This window comes from Psychrobacter sp. 1044 (assembly GCF_904846525.1).
In the GTDB taxonomy this organism is placed as follows: domain Bacteria; phylum Pseudomonadota; class Gammaproteobacteria; order Pseudomonadales; family Moraxellaceae; genus Psychrobacter.
Map to the genome: position 1 here is coordinate 1 of NZ_CAJHAZ010000023.1, position 23642 is coordinate 23642.

At 41.6% G+C, this 23642-nt stretch carries 15 protein-coding genes and 2 pseudogenes; 11 read left to right on the forward strand and 6 right to left on the reverse strand.

Annotated elements, in window-relative coordinates:
* Positions 1-49: 49 nt before the first annotated feature.
* Together JMX82_RS12710 and JMX82_RS12715 are read right to left on the reverse strand one after the other, a co-directional pair.
* A complete protein-coding gene (locus JMX82_RS12710; RefSeq protein ID WP_201540804.1) occupies positions 50-1309 on the reverse strand; it encodes a divalent metal cation transporter in 1260 nt (419 codons plus the stop codon).
* Positions 1310-1595: 286 nt separating this feature from the next.
* On the reverse strand, positions 1596-2609 hold the full coding sequence (locus tag JMX82_RS12715; protein WP_201540805.1) for a LysR family transcriptional regulator: 1014 nt from the start codon (positions 2607-2609) through the stop codon (positions 1596-1598).
* A gap of 237 nt (positions 2610-2846) precedes the next feature.
* On the opposite strand from JMX82_RS12715, the gene JMX82_RS12720 reads away from it, so the two are divergent.
* Both JMX82_RS12720 and JMX82_RS12725 read left to right on the forward strand, forming a co-directional pair.
* Positions 2847-3803: a hypothetical protein gene (locus JMX82_RS12720; RefSeq protein ID WP_201540806.1), complete on the forward strand. Its 957-nt coding sequence runs from the start codon at positions 2847-2849 to the stop codon at positions 3801-3803.
* Between the two features lie 340 nt (positions 3804-4143).
* The gene (locus tag JMX82_RS12725) at positions 4144-4503 is read left to right on the forward strand and encodes a hypothetical protein (protein ID WP_201540807.1); all 360 of its coding nucleotides are present in this window, start codon (positions 4144-4146) and stop codon (positions 4501-4503) included.
* A 525-nt stretch (positions 4504-5028) separates the two neighbouring features.
* Here JMX82_RS12725 and JMX82_RS12730 read toward each other — a convergent pair.
* Positions 5029-5334: a cupin domain-containing protein gene (locus JMX82_RS12730; RefSeq protein WP_201540808.1), complete on the reverse strand. Its 306-nt coding sequence runs from the start codon at positions 5332-5334 to the stop codon at positions 5029-5031.
* Positions 5335-5527: 193 nt separating this feature from the next.
* Here JMX82_RS12730 and JMX82_RS12735 point away from each other — a divergent pair, with 193 nt between their 5' ends.
* The 5 genes and pseudogenes from JMX82_RS12735 to JMX82_RS12755 all read left to right on the forward strand — a co-directional run bounded on the left by JMX82_RS12735 (position 5528) and on the right by JMX82_RS12755 (position 11378).
* Entirely contained in the window at positions 5528-6484 is a 957-nt protein-coding gene (locus JMX82_RS12735) for a helix-turn-helix domain-containing protein (protein ID WP_201540809.1), read from the forward strand.
* Positions 6485-6821: 337 nt separating this feature from the next.
* The gene (locus JMX82_RS12740; RefSeq protein WP_201540810.1) at positions 6822-7760 is read left to right on the forward strand and encodes an ABC transporter permease; all 939 of its coding nucleotides are present in this window, start codon (positions 6822-6824) and stop codon (positions 7758-7760) included.
* A 32-nt stretch (positions 7761-7792) separates the two neighbouring features.
* A pseudogene (locus JMX82_RS12745) lies at positions 7793-8107 on the forward strand (iron chelate uptake ABC transporter family permease subunit); the annotation flags it as partial.
* A pseudogene (locus JMX82_RS12750) lies at positions 8106-8906 on the forward strand (siderophore ABC transporter substrate-binding protein); the annotation flags it as partial. The pseudogenes JMX82_RS12745 and JMX82_RS12750, both read left to right, overlap by 2 nt.
* Positions 8907-9080: 174 nt before the next feature.
* Positions 9081-11378, forward strand: coding sequence for a TonB-dependent receptor (locus JMX82_RS12755; RefSeq protein ID WP_201540812.1), 2298 nt, complete (start codon positions 9081-9083; stop codon positions 11376-11378).
* A 189-nt stretch (positions 11379-11567) separates the two neighbouring features.
* Here the strand turns inward: JMX82_RS12755 and JMX82_RS12760 are convergent, their stop codons facing one another.
* Positions 11568-11843: a hypothetical protein gene (locus tag JMX82_RS12760; protein WP_201540813.1), complete on the reverse strand. Its 276-nt coding sequence runs from the start codon at positions 11841-11843 to the stop codon at positions 11568-11570.
* Positions 11844-12272: 429 nt separating this feature from the next.
* Between JMX82_RS12760 and JMX82_RS12765 the strand changes: the two genes are divergently transcribed.
* The gene (locus JMX82_RS12765; RefSeq protein ID WP_201540814.1) at positions 12273-14654 is read left to right on the forward strand and encodes a TonB-dependent receptor; all 2382 of its coding nucleotides are present in this window, start codon (positions 12273-12275) and stop codon (positions 14652-14654) included.
* A 182-nt stretch (positions 14655-14836) separates the two neighbouring features.
* Here JMX82_RS12765 and JMX82_RS12770 read toward each other — a convergent pair whose 3' ends face one another.
* Complete coding sequence (locus tag JMX82_RS12770; protein WP_201540815.1) at positions 14837-15742, reverse strand: LysR family transcriptional regulator; 906 nt, start codon at positions 15740-15742, stop codon at positions 14837-14839.
* A 293-nt stretch (positions 15743-16035) separates the two neighbouring features.
* On the opposite strand from JMX82_RS12770, the gene JMX82_RS12775 reads away from it, so the two are divergent.
* The 3 genes from JMX82_RS12775 (at position 16036) to lldD (ending at position 20781) form a co-directional block, all read left to right on the forward strand.
* The gene (locus tag JMX82_RS12775; protein WP_201540816.1) at positions 16036-17742 is read left to right on the forward strand and encodes an L-lactate permease; all 1707 of its coding nucleotides are present in this window, start codon (positions 16036-16038) and stop codon (positions 17740-17742) included.
* 62 nt (positions 17743-17804) lie between these two features.
* A complete protein-coding gene (gene dld, locus JMX82_RS12780) occupies positions 17805-19511 on the forward strand; it encodes a D-lactate dehydrogenase (RefSeq protein WP_201540821.1) in 1707 nt (568 codons plus the stop codon).
* A gap of 127 nt (positions 19512-19638) precedes the next feature.
* A complete protein-coding gene (lldD, locus tag JMX82_RS12785; RefSeq protein ID WP_201540817.1) occupies positions 19639-20781 on the forward strand; it encodes an FMN-dependent L-lactate dehydrogenase LldD in 1143 nt (380 codons plus the stop codon).
* A gap of 254 nt (positions 20782-21035) precedes the next feature.
* Here the strand turns inward: lldD and JMX82_RS12790 are convergent, their stop codons facing one another.
* Positions 21036-22304 (reverse strand): tyrosine-type recombinase/integrase, encoded by a 1269-nt coding sequence (locus tag JMX82_RS12790; RefSeq protein ID WP_201540818.1) that lies wholly within the window; start codon positions 22302-22304, stop codon positions 21036-21038.
* Between the last annotated feature and the right edge of the window lie 1338 nt (positions 22305-23642).

Below are 23642 nucleotides of genomic sequence, written 5' to 3' on the forward strand. Positions count from 1 at the left end.
GGCGAGTGATAACGCTCAGGTAAAATTAGAGCGTGACATCCCTCCTTTCTCATAAACTGTGCTGGATCGTGAGTCCTGCGATAGAGAGTGCATTCATACCAAAAGACAGTTTTTTATGGTTTTTAACCAATGAGTAATTCAACCAGCCAAAGATAGGCGCTGAAACAAACGCCGATATCATGGCAAACTTAAGCATAGTACCTAGTTGTCCAGTAAAGAAAGTGATAATCATCAACCCACCACCGATAGCATAGGTCGTCCAAAAAGCGATTTGCTTTTTGTTGATTTCGCTTTCACCTTTTATTAGACGCCAGCACTCAGCGTTGGCACGGCCATAACCGTCTGCACAGGTAATCGTCGTGCCAAACATACACATAAAGGCGACGAAAGCAACCAATAGACGTGACCATTCACCGATGGTTGCGGTATACATGTTGATCAACTGATTTATATAAGCGCCACCAACCAGCTCAATTTCTTGTCCTGAGCCATACTGTACAAACACGCCTAATGACAAGAAGAACAATGCCAAAATCGCTGAGACGGCGTAACCGACGTTAAAATCAAGCAAACCTTGGCGATGGGTGGTGTGATCGGCTTTGACTTTGGCAGAAGTCCACATCGAGGTAATGGCGGCAAACTCAAGCGGTGCTGGCATCCAGCCCATAAGTGCCACGATGAAACCTAAAGTTGCTAAATTCCAAGGAGAGGCGGCGACAAAGTCAGCAGCCATGACTGTCGGCTTGCCAGCGGCAATGATGACAGCAGCGACGGTCGCAGTCGTCAAGGCAATCATAATCCATTTGGTCACACCATCGAGCAGCTTATAGTGACCCGCAATTAAAAAGAACCAAGAAACCGCCACGATAATCAATGACAGCACCATCGTCGAAAGACCAAGGGAGGCGGGTAGCATAAAGCCTAGTATCACCGCCGCGATGAGCGAGACCGCACCCGTACTAATGACAGCTGATAGGATAGAGAGTATAAAATATACCCACAGATATACTTTTGAGCGTTTGGCATAGCCTGCAATCAAACTCTTGCCAGTGTCATAGACGTAGTCGGTTGCAAAGCGAAAAAATGGATACTTAAAAACGTTGGCTAAAATAATCATAATGGCCAGTTGCCAGCCATATATAGCGCCAGCCTGCGTCGATGAAATCAAATGTGAGCCACCGATAGCAGCGGTTGCCATCAAAATACCGGGACCAAAGATGCGCCAGCTAAAGCCTTCTTGCGGCGAGGTCGCGGTATCGTCAGTGGCATTTGGGTTGGTGCGTGGATTATTGAGTGGTTGTGTGGTCATGAATACCTCTAAATGGTTAAAACGGCAAATTATCACTTACCTGTGTCAGCTTGCCAATGATCATGAGAGAAGCGCTTTATAAACTGCTTAAATATAAAACGATTCATCTTGTATCGACTTTAGCACACCGAAGCCAGTCAGGAGAATGATTATTCTAGTTGTTATTACTATTTGTTTGCATTGCCATTCTTTTTAGTTAGCATAATAAGTTGCTAATATCAAGTATTAAGGCTGATTATTTTTTAGCGGTTCTTTATAACACAATATCCATTCAATATCTGATAATTTAAGGCTGTGACACAAATTTTTGCTGCCGATAAGTGATGCCGCGCTGCTCATATACTTGATAGGTGGCGCTCAGTAAATCAGAAATGCTGGGATGAACGAAATCTTTGAGTGTATGTAGATAAATAGGGGAGGTGACGTTTTCGTGTACTAAACGTTGATAACTGATTTGGTCGGTACGCACGGTCTTTAGGCTAGCAGGCACAAGGGTAATGCCTTCGCCAGCCGCCACCAAGCCTAGCGCTACTTGCAAGTCACTCACCGTCGTAGTCATAAAAGGCGAAATACCGTATTGTGCGAATAAGTGTAGCAACGGCTCCGTAATAGGCGCGCTAAGTGTGGATTGCTCAGCGCTTATGCGTCTGGATTTTGTATTACTATCCAGCTTTGCACTGGTTGATCTTAGGCTCGTCGCTATCGGTAAATGGGTTTGATGGTAGAGAATCAGTCGATTGTTTGCTAAGTCTATCAATCGCTGCTCTTTTACATGCGCCAAAGGATGGGCTTTTGGTAAGGCGACGACATAACGCTCATGACGCAGTAGTATTTGTTGAATCCATGGATCTTGATGGGGGAAACGCCCAAATCCGATGTCTATCTCACCAGATTTGAGCGCCTCTATTTGTTGATATGAGCTGATGTCTTTGAGATTGACTTCAATATCGGGGCTGGATTGCTTTAGCATGGCAATAATTTCAGGAAGCAATCCATAAAGCACGGATGGGACAAAGCCAATATTCAGCATACTACTGGGCGTAGATAGCCTCTGCGTCATGCTGGTGACGGTATCAATTTCTGTCAATATGGCGCTGATTTTGTCGTAAAAGAATGTACCAGCTTCAGTCAGATGTAGCGGTCTATGGTAGCGATCGACCAATTCCACACCCATATCCGTTTCAAGCTGTTTAAGAAGACGACTCAAGCTTGGTTGTGACAATCCAGTTTTAGTCGCTGCGGCACTAAAGCTCCGTGAATCTGCGATAGCAATAAAAGCGTTGAGCTGTTTTAAATCCATATCTTTATGCTCACTTGTTTATGATGTCATCGTTGCTTGTGGCTTATTTTTTTTGCTATTTTGATTATTTTATCCGAATAAGAGCAGTAAGAGACAAATTATGCTTGAAGCGAACGAGGCGAGCTACTATATTGTTTGTTAACGTTAGTGTTACACTTTAGCAAACAATAAAAACTTTATTCTTAATTCTAGCTGTTATCTACTTTTTCGCGGTAAAAACTGGTTTGGTATTACTTCATGAGCGACAAAAAAAATAGCCCTAATGCGCAGTTAGAGGCAAATTTAGCCAAAATTGCTAATACTAAGCCACGTAAGCGTATGCGTAAAGATAATATCTACGAGCGTTTCATCACGCGTGTCGAAAATGTCGATAGTAATGAGGATAACGCTACTTTCAAAGAAAATGCATTAAAACCACTAAAAAATACCAATCATCTTTCATCGTATGAGCCATTAAGCGCCACAGAGCTAGAATTATTTGCTAATTTAGAGCAAGAAAGCGTGAGCGCAGGTATTAATGTAGATTTTTCTGATGACGATAAAGACGAGGGTTTTTCGACAAATCATGCACCGACAGCTAATACTGACAACTCTTCAGATTCTGATGCAAGTAACGATAAATCTTCTTTATATATCACTGACAGCGCGAATGCTGATGATTTAAAACGTCAAGATTCAGAAAGATTAGCAGCGGAAAAAGTTAGAAACGAACAACTATCTAATAATAACGACGCTGTAAATGACAGTGCCATTGCTAAACAATTAGCAAAATCAAAGGAAAAGCAAGTAAGTAGCAAAAAACCGCTTATTATTGGCATGATATTTGGCTCATTATTGATTGCTATTATTGTAGCGACACTAATTTTCACCGGCGTTCTATCGACCTCAACGAAAACGATTGCACCTGATAGTGCAGAGACGAAAACAACAACGACAGATGCAGCACCAGCTGTTAGCACTGGCAAAGCAGTAGTAACCGATGACAACCAACCTTCTGCTGATACAGGCGCGATAGACAAATCGACAGTGATATCGCAACCAGATGAATCCCCCACTGAGAATCCAGACACTAATCCTAATGGGGTAGAGACTACTGAAGCCCCATCGTCCATGCCAGCAGCTGAGGCAGCCATCACTTATGATGACTTTAGAGAAGAATCCCAAAGTACCTTGTATCGTGAGACCAATGATTAGGGTCTGTTGCACATTCATAATTTCAACTAGTCATTCAATCTAAGGCATATTCTCAATTCAAATGGACTGAATTTTGCCAAGCAGCGTTAAATATCTGCTTAATACCTCGAGATAACCTGTGCTATCTTTCTTATTAGACTGCAATTCATCTCATTTTTATCACCATTTTTCAAATTGCTCATCAGCAACTAGCCATACAATAATAGTGCTTTCAAGCCGCTTATCAGTCAATTCTATCGCTCATACCAAAAATCATTGCAACATACCCGAGAGCCCGTATCCTAAGATCAAGGATACGGTGATAGGCCGTTCATAACATGGATTGACTCGGTATTGAATTATGACTATCTCAGACAATAAAAGTGATATCAATAAAAGTGTTGGCTTATCCAGTAATTCTAATAACGAGCCACTATTAGCAACCGACACAGCAAAGCTAGCAAAAGGCAGTTTGCTGAGTCATGTAAAATGGTTTGCCATAGTGGGTGTCTTGTTATTAACGACTATATTCGTGTCGGCTCGTTTTTTTTCAACAATTCCTCAAACATCCATGGTAAGTGTTCATCTACCTGTTACGGTAGCTACTCATCAAATCAACGAGACGGTAGCAGATAGCTCACCGCTAGTAGAAGTTAAAAACAATCATATTAAGGCTAATGTTGAAGCTAAGTATGCTCAACAGCGTCTGTCTCACGTGTGAACCTAAATACAGCTAGCATTGAGCCTGCCATTAGTCATGAAGATTTTAGAGTAGAAGCAAAAAACATCTTATACCGTGAGGAAAAATAATCAAGTTTATAGTCTAATACAATAGAATTGAAACGCAGATGACGACTTATTTAAAACCAGCTATTTGACATATGCATATCTCCAGATAGCTTTGTAAGCAGGCAGAGAAGCCCCTACTCATTGGACGAATTTGGATAACTTAGCCTCGTTATATCCTGATATTGAAATAATATAAACGCGAGTAATGAGAATGCTAATATTCACACCTTCATTAGGAGAAAAATCTCCAAGAGTGATTGGCTGACCACTCTTTAAAAAGCAAAGTGCGTATTCAATAAATGGTTGATAAGTTTATTATGCATATTGCATTTTCGACATTTAATTTACAAAGGCGGCGGTATTTTTAACGGCTTTACAAATTATTAATACTGAGTGCTCAGATGCATTTCAATCAAATAGCTGTAATAGAAACATTGTTATAGATTTAATTCTATATTCATAAAGGTTCAAAAAACATTACACTCGTTTCAGTAGGCGCATAAGGTTTATGGTTACTATTCTTAGGAATAACGACAACTTCACCAGCGTTCACCTCTACGGTTTTGTCTTCTAATATAATAAATAGCTGTCCTGACAATACGTGAAATAACTTATCTTCATATTCGTGATTATGCCATTCATATTCACCTTTCAATTTAGCCAGTTTTACTGTTAATTGATTAAACTGAGCAATATCAGTAGGCTTCCAAAACTGTTCAATATCATCAAGCTCTTTTTTTATATTCACTATCAGCAGACTCATGCTTACTCCTTTTTGGTATGTGAATACCATTGAATTATATTTAATTGATAATCATTAACATTAAGATGATTGTTTATTACTAATAATGCTATTATTGCTTCAAGACTGGAGAACTGGCTATTTATACGTGTAAAGCTATTTTTAGCTGGATATAACATAAACACACATACCAAAACATCTTGATTGTATTTATATGGCAAACTTACATGCATTTTACGACCACTATCAGACCGAATACTGGTCTTTCGATCATCCTGATTCTGACTATTTGATTAAACGTCCAACTTATGATGGCAGCTCTGGTTATGATGACTTACTGAGCTTGCATAATGGTATCGTGCTCGGTCGAAACAGCATTGCTAGCAGCCAATCTTTGGTGGAACCCGCCGCACCATTTTCTTGTGATGTAGGGATGCACTTAATTGTAGATGCGAACTATACCTTACATGCTAGTAATTTACGGACTGATACAAGTATTCATTCGCAGCAAATTTGGCGACGATCAGGAGATTTTGGTGATATAAACTCTATAGTTGATACTGAATATTTGCAGAATTCCCCTATAAATAGCCATATCGTAACAATCGATTTTAATCAAACATTGTTGTCGCGCTGGGCAGAAAGCTTCGCTGTTCCAACATGGCTATTACCTTTTGATAATCAAGATCCTGAAATGGTTCAAGTCAGCTTATCCAACCAGCCGCGTCTACTTGCTCGTGCAGCTTATATCCTCTCTTTACCTTGCTGTACTTTGAGTGACCGATTAGCTTTAGAGAGTCAAGCATTGCTGCTTTGCCAAGATATTTTAGGCATTCAAGATATATCAGGCCGATTAGCAAACCAAAAAAGCCAAATTGATCAGGCCGTTGATATTATTCGCCAAGAGTACAGTAATAAATTAACAATTTCCTTGTTGGCTCAAAGAGTGGGTATAAACGAATGCTATCTCAAGCAACAGTTCAAACAACAAACGGGTAAAACAATCGGCAGCTTTATCCGTGAACTGCGTATGCAGGAAGCAATGCGTTTGTTGCTAGATGAATATAAAAGCGTCCAAGAGACTGCATGGTATGTTGGCTATCGTGATCCTAGCAATTTCAGTAAAGCTTTTGCCAAATTTTATGGCGTTACACCCACACAACTTATCTAGCCAACCAATAGATGTCAAGCTGCCACAATCTTCTAAAATCAGCTAAATAAGCATTGCTGATATACGACTTATTTATGCCAAACCTATGTTGCGCCTGAGTTAATTCAATCTTTAAACCTTGGTAAATGCTGAGGTATCGTTCCGAATAATTTCCCTTATTCACGGTATAACTTCCCAATTTCACCTTATATTCAACTTACCTATTCAAACAAGCATAGTATGATTGATTCTCATTTATGCTTTAATGAAAAATCCTAGCAATGAGTTTTATAGACTGTTGGTGGTATGTTTCAGCGTAGTAAAAAGTCATTCGTAATAAGTAAGAAGAACTTCAATAATGCGCTCACTATCTTTGTTACTTATTTTGCTCTGTGCCGTTTCTCTTATGCTGGGCTCAAAACAGACCTCACTTATCGCTCTCTTTAATTTCTCCAACGATGCATGGTTGACCTTAACGGCGAGCCGTATACCACGGCTGATTGCGCTGGTACTGACAGGAGTGGGTTTGTCTGTTAGCGGCGTGATTTTACAGCACATCGTCCGTAACAAGTTTGTTGAGCCCGCAACTTCAGGGGGGTTGGATGCTGCCAAACTTGGCATTCTGGTCTCGCTCACCATGCTTCCCAATGCCAGTACGAGTAGTAAAATGATCTTTGCGCTGGTTTTTTGCTTTGCCGCAAGCTTGCTTTTTATTCTCATTATTAGCCGTATTAAGTTTAAGAGCGCTGTGCTTATTCCTGTCCTTGGGTTGATGTATGGCAGTGTGCTGAGCTCAATTGCGGAGTTTTATGCGTATCGCCATAATATTTTACAAAGTATGCAAGGGTGGTTATTGGGAGATTTTTCAAGGGTTGTACAAGGTCATTACGAGCTTATTTATATTATTTTGCCCATCATTGTATTAGCCTATATTTATGCCCATCGCTTTACGGTACTGGGTATGGGCGAGGACATGGCCGCCAGTCTAGGACTCGGCTATGCGGCGACAGCTGCCTTAGGGCTTATGCTAGTCTCAGTAACGGTGGCCGCTTCAGTCATCACCATCGGCGCCATACCTTTTGTGGGACTCGTTATTCCAAATCTAGTCGCTCTAAAGTACGGGGAAAACCTGTCGCGGACACTGCCATTAGTCGCCTTAGGCGGTGCTTGTTTACTACTAATTTGTGATATTTTTGGGCGGCTCATTATTTATCCTTTTGAGGTTCCTATTGGCCTTACCGCAGGCGGGGTAGGCGGTGTGATATTCCTTGTGTTAATCATGAGGGGAGTAAGATGAGTACTGCGGCAAAGATTTGGACGACCTTGATAATGATTATATTGCTGGCGCTTATTTTCTTATTTATAGGCTCTGATTTAGATTTTAATTACTTAATTCCTAAGCGTTTGATGCGTCTAGCGACTATTGTTCTCGGTAGTATATGCTTAGCTTTTTCATCTATAATCTTTCAAACTATTGTTGGTAATCGTATTTTGGCACCTTCTATCATGGGCTATGAGGCTGTTTATTTACTGTGGCAAGTACTGCTGCTGTTTGTGATGGGTACAAATGGACTGATGCTGCTGGGTGTCAGTGGTAATTTTATCGTATCAATCGTATTGATGCTGGCATATTCTTGGGCACTTCGCGGTACTGGATATGAATGAAGCTGATTTTTTGGATCAGCTCGATGTTCCGATTGCAGGAATGGTCAAAGACTATATTCCCCACTTTCTTTCGCAGTATAAAGAGGATGCCGCAGTAGAGGACTTGGGCGCTATTGTTCAGCCAAATATGGAACGTATCCATGCGCTACATCCTGATCTGATTTTGATGACCCCGCTGCACGCCGCTAACTATCAAGAGCTGTCAGAGATTGCACCGACTCTGCATTTCGATGTGAATTTTAATAACAGTCAGCAGCATATAGCCAGTGTTAAAAGTCACTTATTAACTCTAGGTCGTATTTTTGATAAAGAGGCATTGGCAGAACAAAAAGCCACGCAGTTAGATGCAAGAGTCAAAGAGGTTCAGGACTTCACAAAAACCCGCCCAGAAAAAGCACTGGTTGTCTTACACAATAATGGGGCTTTTAGCAATTTTGGGCTGCAATCACGCTATGGTTTTATCTTCAATGACTTGGGTGTCAAGCCTGCGAGTACGATTGTAGAGACCAGCCTACATGGACAGCCGATTTCTAGTGAGTTTATACAGCAGGCAGATCCAGACATTCTTTATATTGTAGACCGTACCGCTGTCATGGAGCATCGCGCTATTATCAACCCTGATGATGTGAGCAACCCTTTACTTCGTCAAACAACAGCATGGAAAAATGGTCGTGTTGTTTTTGTTGATGCAGATGCGTGGTATATAGCAGCCGCTAGCCCAACCTCATTAAACATCATAATGGACGATGTCCTCAAAGGCTATCAGCCAACGTTCTAGAGACACTCTAGGAACCTTCTAAGACGAACGATGTTTTTTAACGTAGGACTAGGACACGCCCTAGTGAATGATTAAGTGAGAAAGAGAGGGTTCTTCTTATCCTAAATTGTTAATGATTATCATTTGTGTTTTTATTCGCATTATTATTTTCCATCAAAACAAGAGGACGTTTCCATGCACCAACTTCAACACCTAGATCATAAAAATAGGGTCAAACAGCGGGCGACACTGACCAAACCTTCTTTCGCGCTCAATTATATCGTATCAGCAAGACTTGCCATGTCTTTGAGCCTAGTCGCTGGGACGATATTCATCTGTATGCCATCAGCGTATGCACAGACAAATAGTAATGTGATACATAGTGAGCAAACCACTGAGTCTGGCAATGGAGCGCAAAACCCACCGTTAGAGGAGGATAACAACGTTCCTACAGTGACCTTGCCTGCGATAACAGTAGTGGCAGAACGCAATGACAATCCTATCTACTCAGGTGGGCAGGTGACCTATACCAATCACGCTGGATTCTTGGGAAATAAGGATTTTTTAGAGACGCCGTTTAGTGCCATCAGCTATACCGATAAATTTATTGAAGATCAGCAAACCACCGATATTACGGCTGTCATCGCTGCTACTGATCCTGCCGTCTTTAGCAGTGGGGTTGGTGGCCAGAATCTTGAAAGTTATTCTATCCATGGATTCTCTTCAGACATTGGTGATGTTACGGTAGACGGGCTATTCGGTATGGCACCTTATTATCGTAGCTCACCTGAGATGTTTGAGCGTATCGAAGTACTCAAAGGGCCCTCAGCTTTATTGAATGGTATGTCGCCCAAAGGCTCAGTAGGCGGTGCAGTCAACCTAGTGCCTAAACGAGCAGGCGATGAGCCGTTGACGCGAGTGACGGCAAGATATTTATCAGACTCACAACTTGGTGGGCATGTGGATGTAGGACGGCGTTTTGGTGAAGACAAGCAGTTTGGTGTTCGGATTAATGGTGCTTATAGAGAGGGTGATAGTGCAGTAAATGATCAAGAAAAACAAGCGCAACTGGCTTCTATTGCACTGGATTGGAAAGGAGAGCGTGCTCGACTCTCGACAGCTCTTTATCACAGTAAAGATCGTGTCGATGGACCGACTCGCGGTCTCACTCTAGCACCAGGATTGTCGATTCCTAAGCCGCCCAAACCAGAGACTTTATTGAACCCAAGTTGGGCATTTAATGATAGTGAAGATAAGGGAATAATGATACGTGGTGAATATGATGTGACTGACGATTTAATGATTTATGGTGCGGGCGGAAATAGCAAAACAAAATTTAAGTCGCAGAGTGCCTCTGTCGCGCAGATTATCAATGCCGCAGGAGATTATCGGACTAATCTTGGAGAAGTTGATGATGAAGTCGAAAGACAGTCTGCTGAGATAGGGTTAAAAAGTAAATTCCAAACAGGACGAGTTAATCATCAATTGGCATTTAACATCGTTGACTATCAGGAGGATTATGATTTAAGTGCTAGAAGGGGTTTATTAGCTGAAGATTGGGTCACGAACATATATAAACCAGTATGGGAGTCGCGTAATATTCCCTTCAATTCTCCTGCGCTACTGAACACAAAAACGAATTTGACCAGCTATGGTCTTGCAGACACACTGTCTTTTGCTGAGGATAAATATCAGCTAACTTTAGGACTGCGACATCAACAGGTAGAAAGCAAACAAGCAGGTATGCTGGCATCAGTAAAGGATTACAACGAAAGTGCGACTACGCCATCAATAGCGCTACTAAGTAAAGTAAACGATCAAGTTTCTTTATATGCTAACTATATAGAAGGTTTGAGCCAAGGTTCTACTGCACCGATAGATGCAGAAAATGCTGGTGAAATGTTTGCCCCTTATAAGACGCAACAAAAAGAATTTGGCGTAAAGCTTGATCTTGGTGAGTTCTCACACACCCTAAGTGTTTATGAAATAGAGAAACCTAATAGCTATTTAGACCCTGTTAGTAATATCTTTTCTTATGCTGGCGAACAGCGTAACCGAGGTGTTGAATGGGGGTTTTTTGGCTCACCCATTGAAGATATACGCCTAATGGGTGGGGTTTCATATATTGATGCGAAGCTAACCAAGACGCTTGGTAGCGTTAATGAGGGTAATAGAGCTACAGGTGTCCCACAATGGCAGTCTAAGCTTGGTGTTGAATGGGATCTACCTTTCGTTCAAGTCTTAACATTAACAGCTAATGCAAACTCGATATCTAAGCAATATCTTGACGCAGGCAACTCACTGTCATTACCAGGTCGCACTATATACGATTTAGGCGCACGTTATGCCACCTCTATTGATAAAAAGCCGCTGACATTGAGAACAAGTGTTGCTAACGTAACCAATAAAGCCTATTGGGCAAAGCCGCATTATACCAGTCTTGGCTTGGGTGAGCCGCGTACATTTATGCTGTCAGCCACAATGGATTTTTGATTTGAGTTAAGGCGTGTTTGTAATATCATTATAGATTAGTGAATTATAGTGCTAAAGATTTGCCACACCAAAATAGGAAATTTATTAGCATATGACTCACTCTTCTGTGAGTTCAAGGCTCAAAAAGTAGATGAGACGTAGACTTAGCGATATCAATAATTACTCGTTATTCTACTGGCAAGTTGTTACCTAAAGCATAAATAGAATGGTGCCTATTGGAGTGCTTTTTATGGCACTTAAATTGCTCGCCACGTTAACTTTGGCATTGCTTGTGTTGGTAAATGAAGGAGTGAGCCACAGCTCCATAATCATGCCTAGCAGAACGAAAGTGACACCTACTGAACACCCAATATTTAACTCTCTTGCCGGCAAATTCATAAGACCGTATTGGTCTAATATTAATGAAATGAGCAGTAGCGTACTACCACGGCGAGCCACTTCTGTGAATTGTTGTTCTAAATCCATAGTACATCGACGTCACCAGCAGCTTCCACCGCCCATCCAAAGATCACAATCACCTTAGCTTGAGCATCCGGCTCATGACTACTACGCCAATCGTTGTCGAAACTAAGCAAACTAATAAAGCCGCTGAAATAAAAATAGCAATGGGTTTGCCTTTTGAGAGGACGGCAATATAGTCAGTTCAATCTCATTTGGCGTTCTGGTACGTTTGGCACCCTCTATTCTACCAAGGCCATCATAAATAGATGTCGAATCTTGAGTGACGCTGGAGCAGTATTTTTTGGGAGCAATAAGGGGTTTCGATATTGTAAATAATTATAGAAACAACAATGATTATCATTTACAATATTGTTCACAAAGTTAGTACACATAGCATTATTAGCTAAATATAACTTTTACCACTCTTTGATCCTCCAATTAAGTGAAGTGAATATGAAACGCCACCATCAAGTTGCTCTATCCTTTCTTACCCTTTGTATCAGCCAGCAACTATATGCACAAAACAATGTCAGTGCTATGGACATCGCTTCAAATACAATGCTTTCAGAAGACTTAGCTGTCAACGCCGCCTCAAGTGAGTTACCAAACGTGACTTTAGATACCATTACGGTCACTGCTAAAGCAAGGACAGGAACGGCTTTGGCACAAAAAATTAGTGAGATGCCCGCCGTCACACAGGTAATTACCGAAAATGAGCTGCAGATGCAGGCGACAGGCAATCGCACTACTGGAGATATATTGGCTCAGCTGATTCCAAGTTTGGGGGCAAGCAGCGGCTCAACCAGTAACTATGGCACGACCATGCATGGCCGTCCCGTGCAGTTTTTGCTGAATGGTGTGCCATTGAGTGGCTCACGCAGCCTTTCACGCGAGCTAAACAGTATCGACCCTGCGCAGCTTGAGCGGGTAGAGGTGCTCTCTGGTGCGACCAGTATTTATGGGGCTGGCGCGGCTGGTGGTCTGATTAATCTCGTCACAAAATCTATGGTGGGTTATGGCTCTATCAGGCAAACCAGAGTCGGCGTCAGTAGCAGTCGTAATTTTGACTCAGATTCATTGGGTTATCATGTGGGGCAAACATTGGGTTATGGCGGTGAGCGAGTCTATGGTCGCCTAGATGTGGATTATGATCGTAAGGGCGGCAAATTCGATAGCCACGATAATCGCATCAGTCCAGACGTCAATCAAACTGACCAACAAGATACCGAGTCGCTAAGTATTAATGGTAGCTTAGGTATAGAGCTCACTGACAGCCAACGTCTTGATTTGGCAGTGACTTACTATAATGATGAGCAGGATACTGACTATGGTCCAGATTATGGTAAAAATTTACAAGTATTATTTGGCGCAAAACCTTCCTTAAAGGCTATTTATGGTGCCAATGTAGAAAACGAGCCTTATACCACCAAAACATCAGTGAACCTAAATTATAATAATGATGATATTGCAGGCTCAAATTTGAGCGTGACTGGCTACTATCGAGACGAAAAAGGCCGTTTTTATCCTTCTGGGAAAAGTGCAGCAGACCAAGCAGCTGAAGTTTGGGCTACCAAGGGTCTTACTGATAAAGACACGCTAGGTAAGCTTTTGGGCGCGGCAACATTCGTCACTCAATCAGAAGCAGATATTGAGGTGATGGGTTTGCGTGCCGCTATGCAAACGGATAGTGAAATTGCGGGTCAAAAGACACTGTTTAGCTATGGGGCTGATTTTGAACGCGAAAAAAGTGAGCAAACCTATGAAGGGCAAGACTTAAACACGTTTCTTGCTAGTAATGGTTTGAGCGCTCAAACCAACGGACTATCTTATAATGGTGGACCAGATACCACCATTGATAAATGGGGCGCTTTTGTCAATGCCGATATAGATATCACTGATAAATGGCATACCAGTGCTGGCGTGCGCTATCAAAAATTGAAAGCAGAAACGGCTACTTTCACGCCCATTTATGAGCAATTGCTCGAAGAGTATTTTAATGATCCTCGCATCAGTGGTGTCAGCGATGCTTATGGCATTGACTATCAGGCTGGTCAAGTGGAAAAGGGCAATACAGACCACGATAAAACCCTATTTAATATCGGTACCAGCTATCAATTAACCCCAAATGACCAAGTATTTGCCAATTTTTCACAAGGCTTTACCACTGCTGACATTCAGCGTGCGCTACGTGATGTACGGGCAGGCTTTGTCGTCAACTCAGACAATGTACAACCTATCGCAATCGACAATTACGAGTTGGGCTGGCAGGGCAAGCATGGCAATACTGCTGCACGCTTGAGCGGTTTTTATAATAAATCAGATAAAACGGTACGCTTTACCAATGACTATACGGTAGAAGTGGTCGATACTGATGAGCGCGTCTACGGAATAGAAGGTTCGCTCAGCCATGATATTGATGATCAATGGCAAGTGGGTGGCAGTGTCGCCTATACTCGTGGTCAGTATGATAAAGATGGTGATTGGTTGGAGCTTGATGCCGTACGCTTGACACCCCTTAAAGGCACTGCATTTGCGCAATACAACTTTGATAAAGGCAGCAATGTACGTCTACAAGCATTAGCAATTGGCGGTGATGATAAAGCCTTTAAGGATCAACAAAAAGACCCTGATTCTAGCGCATTGCCAGTCACAGGTTATATGACACTTGATGTATTAGGACAAGTCAAAATGCCGGTAGGTCGAGTAGACTATGGGATTTATAACTTACTCAATAAAGATTATCTAACGGTCTATCACCAAACAACCTATGGCGACTTGAATCGTTTGCCTGCCTCGGGTACAACTTACGGCTTGAGCTACACTGTGGATTATTAAAAATAATATCAGATCAGTTTTTATTGCTCATAAAAAACTCTTCACTATCTCTTTAGTTTTAATGACACGCCCTATATACAAAAAAAGCAATCTCTATCTCTATGGCTCATAGTCATAACAACCTCTTATTAGCTTTTTTATTTCATTAGTTTTTTTATATACATCAAAAACAGGCTTATTACTTAGTAGTAGTAAGCCTGTTTTTGATGTAATGAGTCTCGTAAATGTGCAACGAGCAGTTTTAACTTTTGATCCGGTTGTCTGGCCTTAGGATAAACCGCATATAGCCCCAGCTTCTTGCTGGTAAAACATTGTAAAATCTGCGTGAGTGTATTTTTCTGTATCTCCTCATAGATCAACACTTGTGGTAAAAAAGCGATACCTAAATCGCTAAGCGCGGCTTGCTTAATTGCACTCAGATGATTGCTATGAAACCGACCATTGACAGATATTAATTGCTCTTTGCCGTCTATATATAGCGGCCATGTACTGTTAGCCGTATTATCAAACTTGTAAACCAAGCACTCATGATTCTGTAACTGTTCAGGATTTTGAGGCGCACCATGTTGCTTTAAATAGGATGGAGTCGCGCATATAATCCACTGGCTATCTATAAGACGCCTTGCAATGAGTGAAGAATCTTCAAGCACAGCGGTCCTTAGTGCCAAATCAAATCCTTCCTCTATCAAGTCAACCAATCGATTGGTAATTTGTAACTCTACTGATACTTCAGGGTGTTGTTTACAGAATTCCGCAATAGATTCGCTAAATATGAAATTCGCAGAGACCACAGGCATGGTTATACGTATATGGCCTTTCATATCTTCGCCGTAACCCGTGACAGCATTTTCAGCTTCTTGAAAGGCGGATTTAGCAATTTTAGCTTTGTTATAAAGCGCCCTGCCTGCATCGGTTAAGCTCAACTTTCTAGTGGTTCTATAAAGCAGTTGTGTATTTAAGTTCTCTTCTAATCTCGCAATGCGCTTGCTCACTACTGAGTTAGTCAATGATAATTTTTCAGCGACTCTAGAAAATGACCCTTCTTCAACAACTTGAACGAATAAAATCATGTCGTCAGCTTTGGTCACACTTGTTCTCCAATTGCAGTAATGTGTTTCTAATTATAGCAAAAAAGGAAAATAACATTGTCCATTGATGAATATATCAATGAATTAACAAGGCGTAGACTATTTCAGGGCATTTTTAACATTGGGACATAAACTCTCGCAAGTCGTGCTCGGCTTTGTCTACAAGACATATTTAGTAAATAAGCAGTCCCTATTTGTGAATATTTAATACAACTTAGTCATCATGGGTTCGTCAAAACAAAGGCTTCGATGACTTAGTTCAAGGAAGATCACACAATCAAAAGGATGTAATTTTGAATCAAACAATATATGGGCTTTTGGCATTACTGCCAATCGTTCTCTGTGGTATTTTTCTGATAGGTTTGCAATGGTCAGCTAAAAAAACAATGCCTATCATTTTAGTGGTTACCGCTGCGCTTGCCATTTTTATATGGGATATGACGCTTAACCGAGTGTCATCATCTATTATTCAGGGTTTGGTCATTACGGTTTCGGTATTGTGGATAGTCTTTGGTGCTATTTTTTTGTTGAACACATTAAAACATACTGGTGCAATCGCCGTTATCCGTGCTGGGTTTACTAATGTATCGCCAGATAGGCGTGTGCAAGCCATTATTATTGCATGGTGCTTTGGCTGCTTTCTTGAGGGCGCCTCTGGTTTTGGTACAGCTGCCGCTATTGCAGCGCCTTTGCTGGTGGCAGTAGGATTTCCGGCGCTGGGTGCAGTGCTGATGGGAATGATGATACAAAGTACACCTGTATCATTTGGTGCGGTCGGTACGCCTATTGTGATAGGGGTAAATGATGGGTTAGATAAAGCTGCTATTAGCGCTCAACTGGCACAACAAGGAGTACAGTGGGGCGAATTTTTACAACTGATTACCAGTCAAGTCGCCATTATTCACGGTGTCATTGGTACGTTCATGCCACTTTTTATGGTGATGATGCTCACTCGCTTCTTTGGTAGAAACAAAAGCTGGCGAGAAGGCTTTGCGATTTGGCCGTTTGCAATTTTTGCAGGCTTAGCATTTACAATCCCTTATGTGATAACCGGTGTTTTTTTAGGGCCAGAGTTTCCGTCACTGGTCGGTGGCTTGGTCAGTATTACTGTCGTTGTTAATGCTGCTAAAAGAGGGTTTTTGGTACCAAAAACCACATGGGATTTTGAACCGCAAAAAAACTGGCCGAGTGAATGGCTTGGTAAGTTAGTGGTCAGTAAAGAAGATACTACGCTGACCTTGAGTGATAAGAAGATGTCCACCCTTATGGCGTGGTTCCCTTATTTACTGGTTGCCCTTTTACTGGTGTTTTCAAGAGTATTTACAGGCTTTCAGTCTTTACTTAACAGTGTGGCAGTAAACCTAACCTCGATTTTAGGTGAGACAGATATCAGTGCCAGTTTTAGTCCCTTATACTTACCAGGAGGCTTGTTACTGATTAGTGCTTTGGTTGCTGCCGCTTTTCAAACTAGAAAGCCCGTCAGCGCCCTAAACAGTGCCTTTAAAGAATCAGGCAAGACTGTACTAGGGGCTGGATTTGTACTTATTTTTACGATTCCAATGGTTAGAATTTTTATCAATTCAGGCATAAACTTATCAGATGTGGCGAGTATGCCAGTCGCCAGTGCAGAGTTGTTTTCAGGTACTTTTGGCGATGTTTTTCCATTGATTAGTGCAACCATTGGTGCTTTAGGTGCATTTATCGCAGGCTCTAATACCGTATCTAATATGATGTTCAGTCAATTCCAATATGAAGCCGCCATGAGCTTACATATTTCACCTTCTCTAATCATCGCGGCGCAAGCGGTTGGTGCCGCAGCCGGTAATATGGTTGCCATACATAACGTGGTGGCTGCATCGGCAACAGTAGGTTTACTTGGTATGGAGGGCGCCACACTTAGGCGTACTATTTTACCCACCATATACTATGTGTTGTTCTGTGGCATCATCGTCATGGCCGCCATTTACATTTTTGGTTTTCAAGGGCCCTTGGCATCATGAATGACACACCATTACAAGATAAGGAGCGTCATATATCTTCGTCAAATCAAGCTTCTCAAGGCATGCTTAGTCCTGATCAGGTGTTAGATAAACTAACCAACTTGCTAGGCGCGAGTAATGTACAGGCTGATCCAGAGAAAAATGAACACTATAGAATGGGATGGCGCTCTGGCGGTGGCAACGCCTTAGCGGTTTTGTTTCCACAAACATTGCTGGACATTTGGCGTAGCCTAGAAGTATGCGTTGAAGGCGACTGTATTATCATTATGCAAGCGGCAAAAACAGGCCTGACTGAAGGATCAACACCGAGCGGTAATGACTACGATAGACCTGTTGTGGTGATTAATACGCTTGCCATAAACCAGTTGTATCTGGTGAATGACAACGAGCAAGTGATTAGCTTGCCTGGGGCAACATTGCATCAGTTGCAAAGTCAGCTTAATGCTGTCAATAGAGCGCCTCACTCTGTCATCGGTTCCTCGACGTTAGGTGCGTCTATTATTGGTGGTATATCTAATAACTCTGGTGGGGCTCTGGTTAAAAGAGGCCCTGCCTATACCGAGCTTGCGTTGTTTGCCCAAATAAATGAACACGGTCAACTGGTGCTCGTCAATCATCTAGACGTCGAGTTGGGTGATACTCCGGAAGAAATATTAACGAATTTGCAAAACGGTCATTTTGATAAGAAAGAATTACCTGACACTGGTAAGCTCGCATCTGACAGAGAGTATATCGTCAGAGTAAAAGATGTTGATGCAAGCACGCCCAGTCGCTTTAATGCGGATAAGCGCAGACTGTATGAAGCAAGCGGCTGTGCTGGCAAGCTTGCGGTGTTTGCAGTACGTCTTGACACTTATCCAATAGCAGCAAAAGAGAAAACCTTTTACATAGGTACTAACAGTGTGAGTGAGCTTGCACAGCTCAGAAGGCAGATACTATCCCGCTTCGACAATATCCCTGAAGGGGGTGAGTATATGCACCGTGATATATTTGATGTATCCGCTAAATACGGTAAAGACACGTTTTTAAGTATTAAGCATCTCGGTACAAATGCCTTACCTAGACTGTTCTCTATCAAAGGCGCTATGGACGCAAAGTTCCATAAATGGTCATGGATGCCAAAGCATTTCACTGACAAAGTCATGCAGTTTATCGCTACTCTATTTCCAAAGCATTTGCCCAAGCGCATGATGGAGTACCGCAATCAATACGAGCATCACTTAATCATAAAAATGAGTGATGAGGGTATAGCAGAGGCTCAAGATTTTCTGAAGACGTTTTTTGATGCGTCGGACACAGGTAATTATTTTGAATGTAGTCAGGAAGAGTCAGAAAGCGCGCTTTTAAATCGTTTTGCCGCAGCCGGTGCCGCATTGAGGTATGAAGTCATACATGAAAAAGAGGTAGGGGAGATATTAGCGCTTGATATTGCCATACCACGTAACGAGCTAGAGTGGCTTGAAAGCTTGCCTGAAGACATTGAAAAACACTTAGAAAAGAAGCTGTATTACGGACATTTCTTTTGTTATGTGTTTCATCAAGACTATATATTGAAGAAGGGCAGTGATGCCAAGCTTATTAAAAAGATGATGTTAGAGCTATTGAGCGCACGCGGAGCCAAATATCCTGCTGAGCATAATGTCGGTCATCTATACGAAGCAGAGCCTGATTTGCAGAATTTCTATAAAAGTCTAGACCCAACCAATAGCTTTAATCCCGGCATTGGTAAAATGTCGAAAACCAAACGTAACTGCTCATGCTGTGTGTAATAGTGAGTGTGGGTTGAGCTTGCCGCTTCAAAAATAAGCCAATTGCATCCATCGTTTAGCACTAATCAATAAATAATTAGAGATTCAAAAATATTACATAGATATCTAACAGAATAAGGGCAAGCGTATGATTATTTCATCTCCAAACGACTACAGGGCTGCTGCCAAGCGCCGACTGCCACCATTTCTATTTCATTACATAGATGGCGGTGCTTATGAGGAATATACCTTAAAACATAATGTTGAAGATTTATCGAAAATTGCCCTTAGACAACGTGTACTAAATGATATGTCACAGCTTAGTCTCGAAACGCAGTTATTTAATGAAACTCTGTCTATGCCTGTCGCGTTGTCACCCGTGGGTCTGACAGGTATGTATGCCCGCCGCGGAGAAGTGCAGGCCGCTATGGCAGCCGATCAAAAAGGCATTCCGTTTACCATGTCGACAGTTTCGGTTTGTCCGATTGAAGAAGTAGCGCCTAAAATTAACCGTCCAATGTGGTTTCAGCTTTACGTATTAAAGGACCGAGGTTTTATGAAAAATGCCTTGGAGCGCGCCAAAGCGGCGGGGTGTTCGACCTTGGTTTTTACGGTAGATATGCCAGTACCAGGGGCACGCTACCGAGATATGCACTCCGGTATGAGCGGTAAAAATGCCGCTATGCGCCGTTACTTCCAGTCTATGACGCATCCGCAATGGGCATGGGATGTAGGGCTAAATGGCCGTCCGCACGATCTGGGCAATATCTCTGCTTATTTAGGTAAGCCAACAGGATTGGAAGACTATATAGGCTGGCTAGGTAATAACTTTGACCCCTCTATTTCTTGGAAAGATTTAGATTGGATTCGCGAGTACTGGGACGGACCTATGGTTATCAAAGGTATTTTGGACCCAGAAGATGCCAAAGATGCGGTACGTTTTGGGGCCGACGGCATAGTCGTATCTAATCATGGTGGACGACAACTGGACGGTGTTTTATCCAGTGCACGTGCTCTGCCTCCTATTGCCGATGCGGTTAAAGGAGAGATTAAAATCTTAGCCGACTCTGGCATACGCAATGGTTTAGATATTGTGCGTATGTTGGCTTTGGGCGCTGATATTTGCATGCTAGGGCGCGCCTTTATTTATGCTTTAGCAGCGGATGGCAGCGCAGGGGTAAGCAATTTGTTAGAACTGCTAGATAAAGAAATACGCGTCGCAATGACCTTGACTGGTGCCAAAACGATTGCTGATATTAATTCTGACTGTTTGGTAAAACTGGATAATTAAACCGAGGCTATAGATTTTGTCAGTACATGAAGTGAGCTCATGCAGATAAGATACCGGAGATTAGAAGCCGTCAGATTGGTCGTTGATCACAAGCGCGAGGTTGCAGAAATTCCAATATCTAGGCTACCAACAATAGAATGTTAGGGTGTTTTGGTTGTTATGTGATGACTGGGAATAAGACGCTATGCAAAGGGCTATTGTGAATGCTAATAGGTATATTATTGTTGAGCGATAACCACAACTTAAAGCAATCATTACGTTGAACCCCTGAGCTTATCTATATAATCAGCCCAATCTTGCATCATCAGTATTCGAGTATCAATTTCATCTAATCGGTTATAAGCGCCGCCATGTGTATCTTTTATTCGATGTCCTAATTGCAGCTCAGTCACGATATCTGAGTAACGCAGTTCAGGCTGTTCCATTAGTAAGGTTTTAGCTGATGCTCGAAATCCATGAGCGCATTGAACATCCTTATATCCAAGCCTATGAAATATTTGCACTAGCGTTGCTTTACTAATATAAGGATTGCTCGAGGCGCGTATCGATGCAAATACGTGTTCTTTGTGACCTGTGATTGCTTGTATTTTTCTTAAGCGCTCAATTACTTGAGTGGCTAACGGTACTACTAAGTGCGATACCATGTCATCACGACCTTCGCCTTTAGTAGGAGAAAACTCCCATAGCTTATTATCCCAATCTATATCTTGCCAGCGCATAGACCGCAAATCGATACTACGCACAAAGACATACGGTAGTAAATTCATCGCTTCTAATGTGGTTTTACTTGCACCTTTGAAATGGGACATATCGTTTAGGAGAGTGGCAAACTGATCAGGCTTGGTGATGGCTGGTAAGTGGTTACCTGAGCTAGCAGGTGCGAGCTCGCCACGCGTATCAATAGCTACGTTTCTATCGCATAATCCTCTTGCGACAGCAAATGAGAAGACTTTTTCAGTATAAAGCCGAGTACTGGCACCAACGAAGGTTGCTTGATTTTCATTGTTTTGAATCGCCTCACATACACTCAATATCATCTCGCTGGTGATATCGTCCATTCTCAAGTCGCCAATCTCACGACACATATATCCTAGACATAAATCCCAAAATTTAAGGGTTGAGTTACTAAACGCGCGCTTTCTAGATTTACTATGGTGACGACTTGACGTTTTGTGATCTCGCCACGCTTGTGTGATTTCAGAAAATGTGGCGTTCTTTAGATGAGCATACTTATTGACTTGTTCTTTTTTATGAATGGCTTTAGGGTCGGAGCCTTGTGCGACCGTGCTAAGTATAGTTTCTGCTTTATACTTAGCTTCATATAGGCTGATATCTTCGACCTTACCTAACATAATTCTAGGGCGCTTACCATCGATATGCGGATGAGCGTACCGTAAGTAGTATTCCTTTTTACCATTTGGATAAATACGAATACTTAAACCCGCGATACCTGAGACACTGACCGAGTAATCTTTATCTCGGCATTCAAGTTTATTGATATCATTTAAATTATCGACAGCCATGATGTACATCCGTCAGCTTTATAAGCTAGGTAAATTGTGAATGTTAATCTATTATCTCTATACTTAGATTTAGAGCAATCTTTGCGCACGTTTTATAAATCTTGAAAAGCGTCTTCTGGGAAACGTAGATAGCTATTGGACACCAACATGGACACTGTTATTCATTGATGAGTTTACAAAACCCTTTAAATGGAAGGTTGTAAAGTACAATCATCCCCAACCTTCACTTGGGAATAATTATAGTATAACGACTAAAGGAAGAGTAGGCTATGCGTTTATTGAGCTGTAGGCTATTATTACTGGTTATTTTGGTCAAATAATTGGGGTTAATATAAGATGGATGCTTTGCCTAGCATTTGATTGAGCATATTTTCGACAAAAACCATGCTCCTGTACGTGCATAGAATATAAAAATTAGAGGCATAGTACTGTTCTGTGCAAATTTAACGGTTGTTAACTCAGTGCTTTAGATGGAATTATATTACGAATAGTGAGGGGGTTTTTGATAACTTAAAACAAAAAGTATTACAGCTTAGTTGGTCATGATATTTGCCACTATAAGGTAGATCTAAACCAGACTTGCAGACAGGCTAAGTAGGAGCATTGTAAGATCATACCTGCGCTATTAGAACGGATATGAAGTAACAGATAACCAAAAGAGTGATGATTTTTGAGCTAAGCTAATAATCTATAGGTAGTGATATCTTTATATGCCTAACGTATTGCAAAAGCATTCGTACCAAAGAGCCAGATGATTAAGAATAAGAGACTACGCAAAGGGCTAGCCATGCATGGTGAAGGTAATAAGCATATTAACCATAGTCAGAACAAGTTCATCGAACAGATTAACTTTGAATGAATGGTAGAATTACTGTATCTACAACACATAAGTTTGTGAAATACATGCAAAGAGGTTATTAGCGACTTGATCTAATATACTAAGCTCAATTAGGGCTCCGCGTATTAAACCTTCAAGGCATATCAGCTAGTAGTTACGTTAGGAGTGATTACGGTATTTATTTGATAGATAGTACATATTCTGGTCAAGCAATTATCAATCAGATTAATAATTTACCGTTTGATTATAATTCCATGAATTTACTATCAGATACTGATTATTTAACATATGCGTACCTAAAGCTAGGTTCACAATAAAATAGGAATGATTAACTAATAAAAACAATGCTCTACAGTTAGGAAGAAAATTAATGGTTCATGAACCTTAATATTTAACTTAAACCAATCACCTCTCCTCATTTCATTCCAATTTCTCTTTTTCAGCTATTCTTAACTTCCCTCTAGCTTGTTTAATTTATTCAGCGGGCACTATCGACAGCT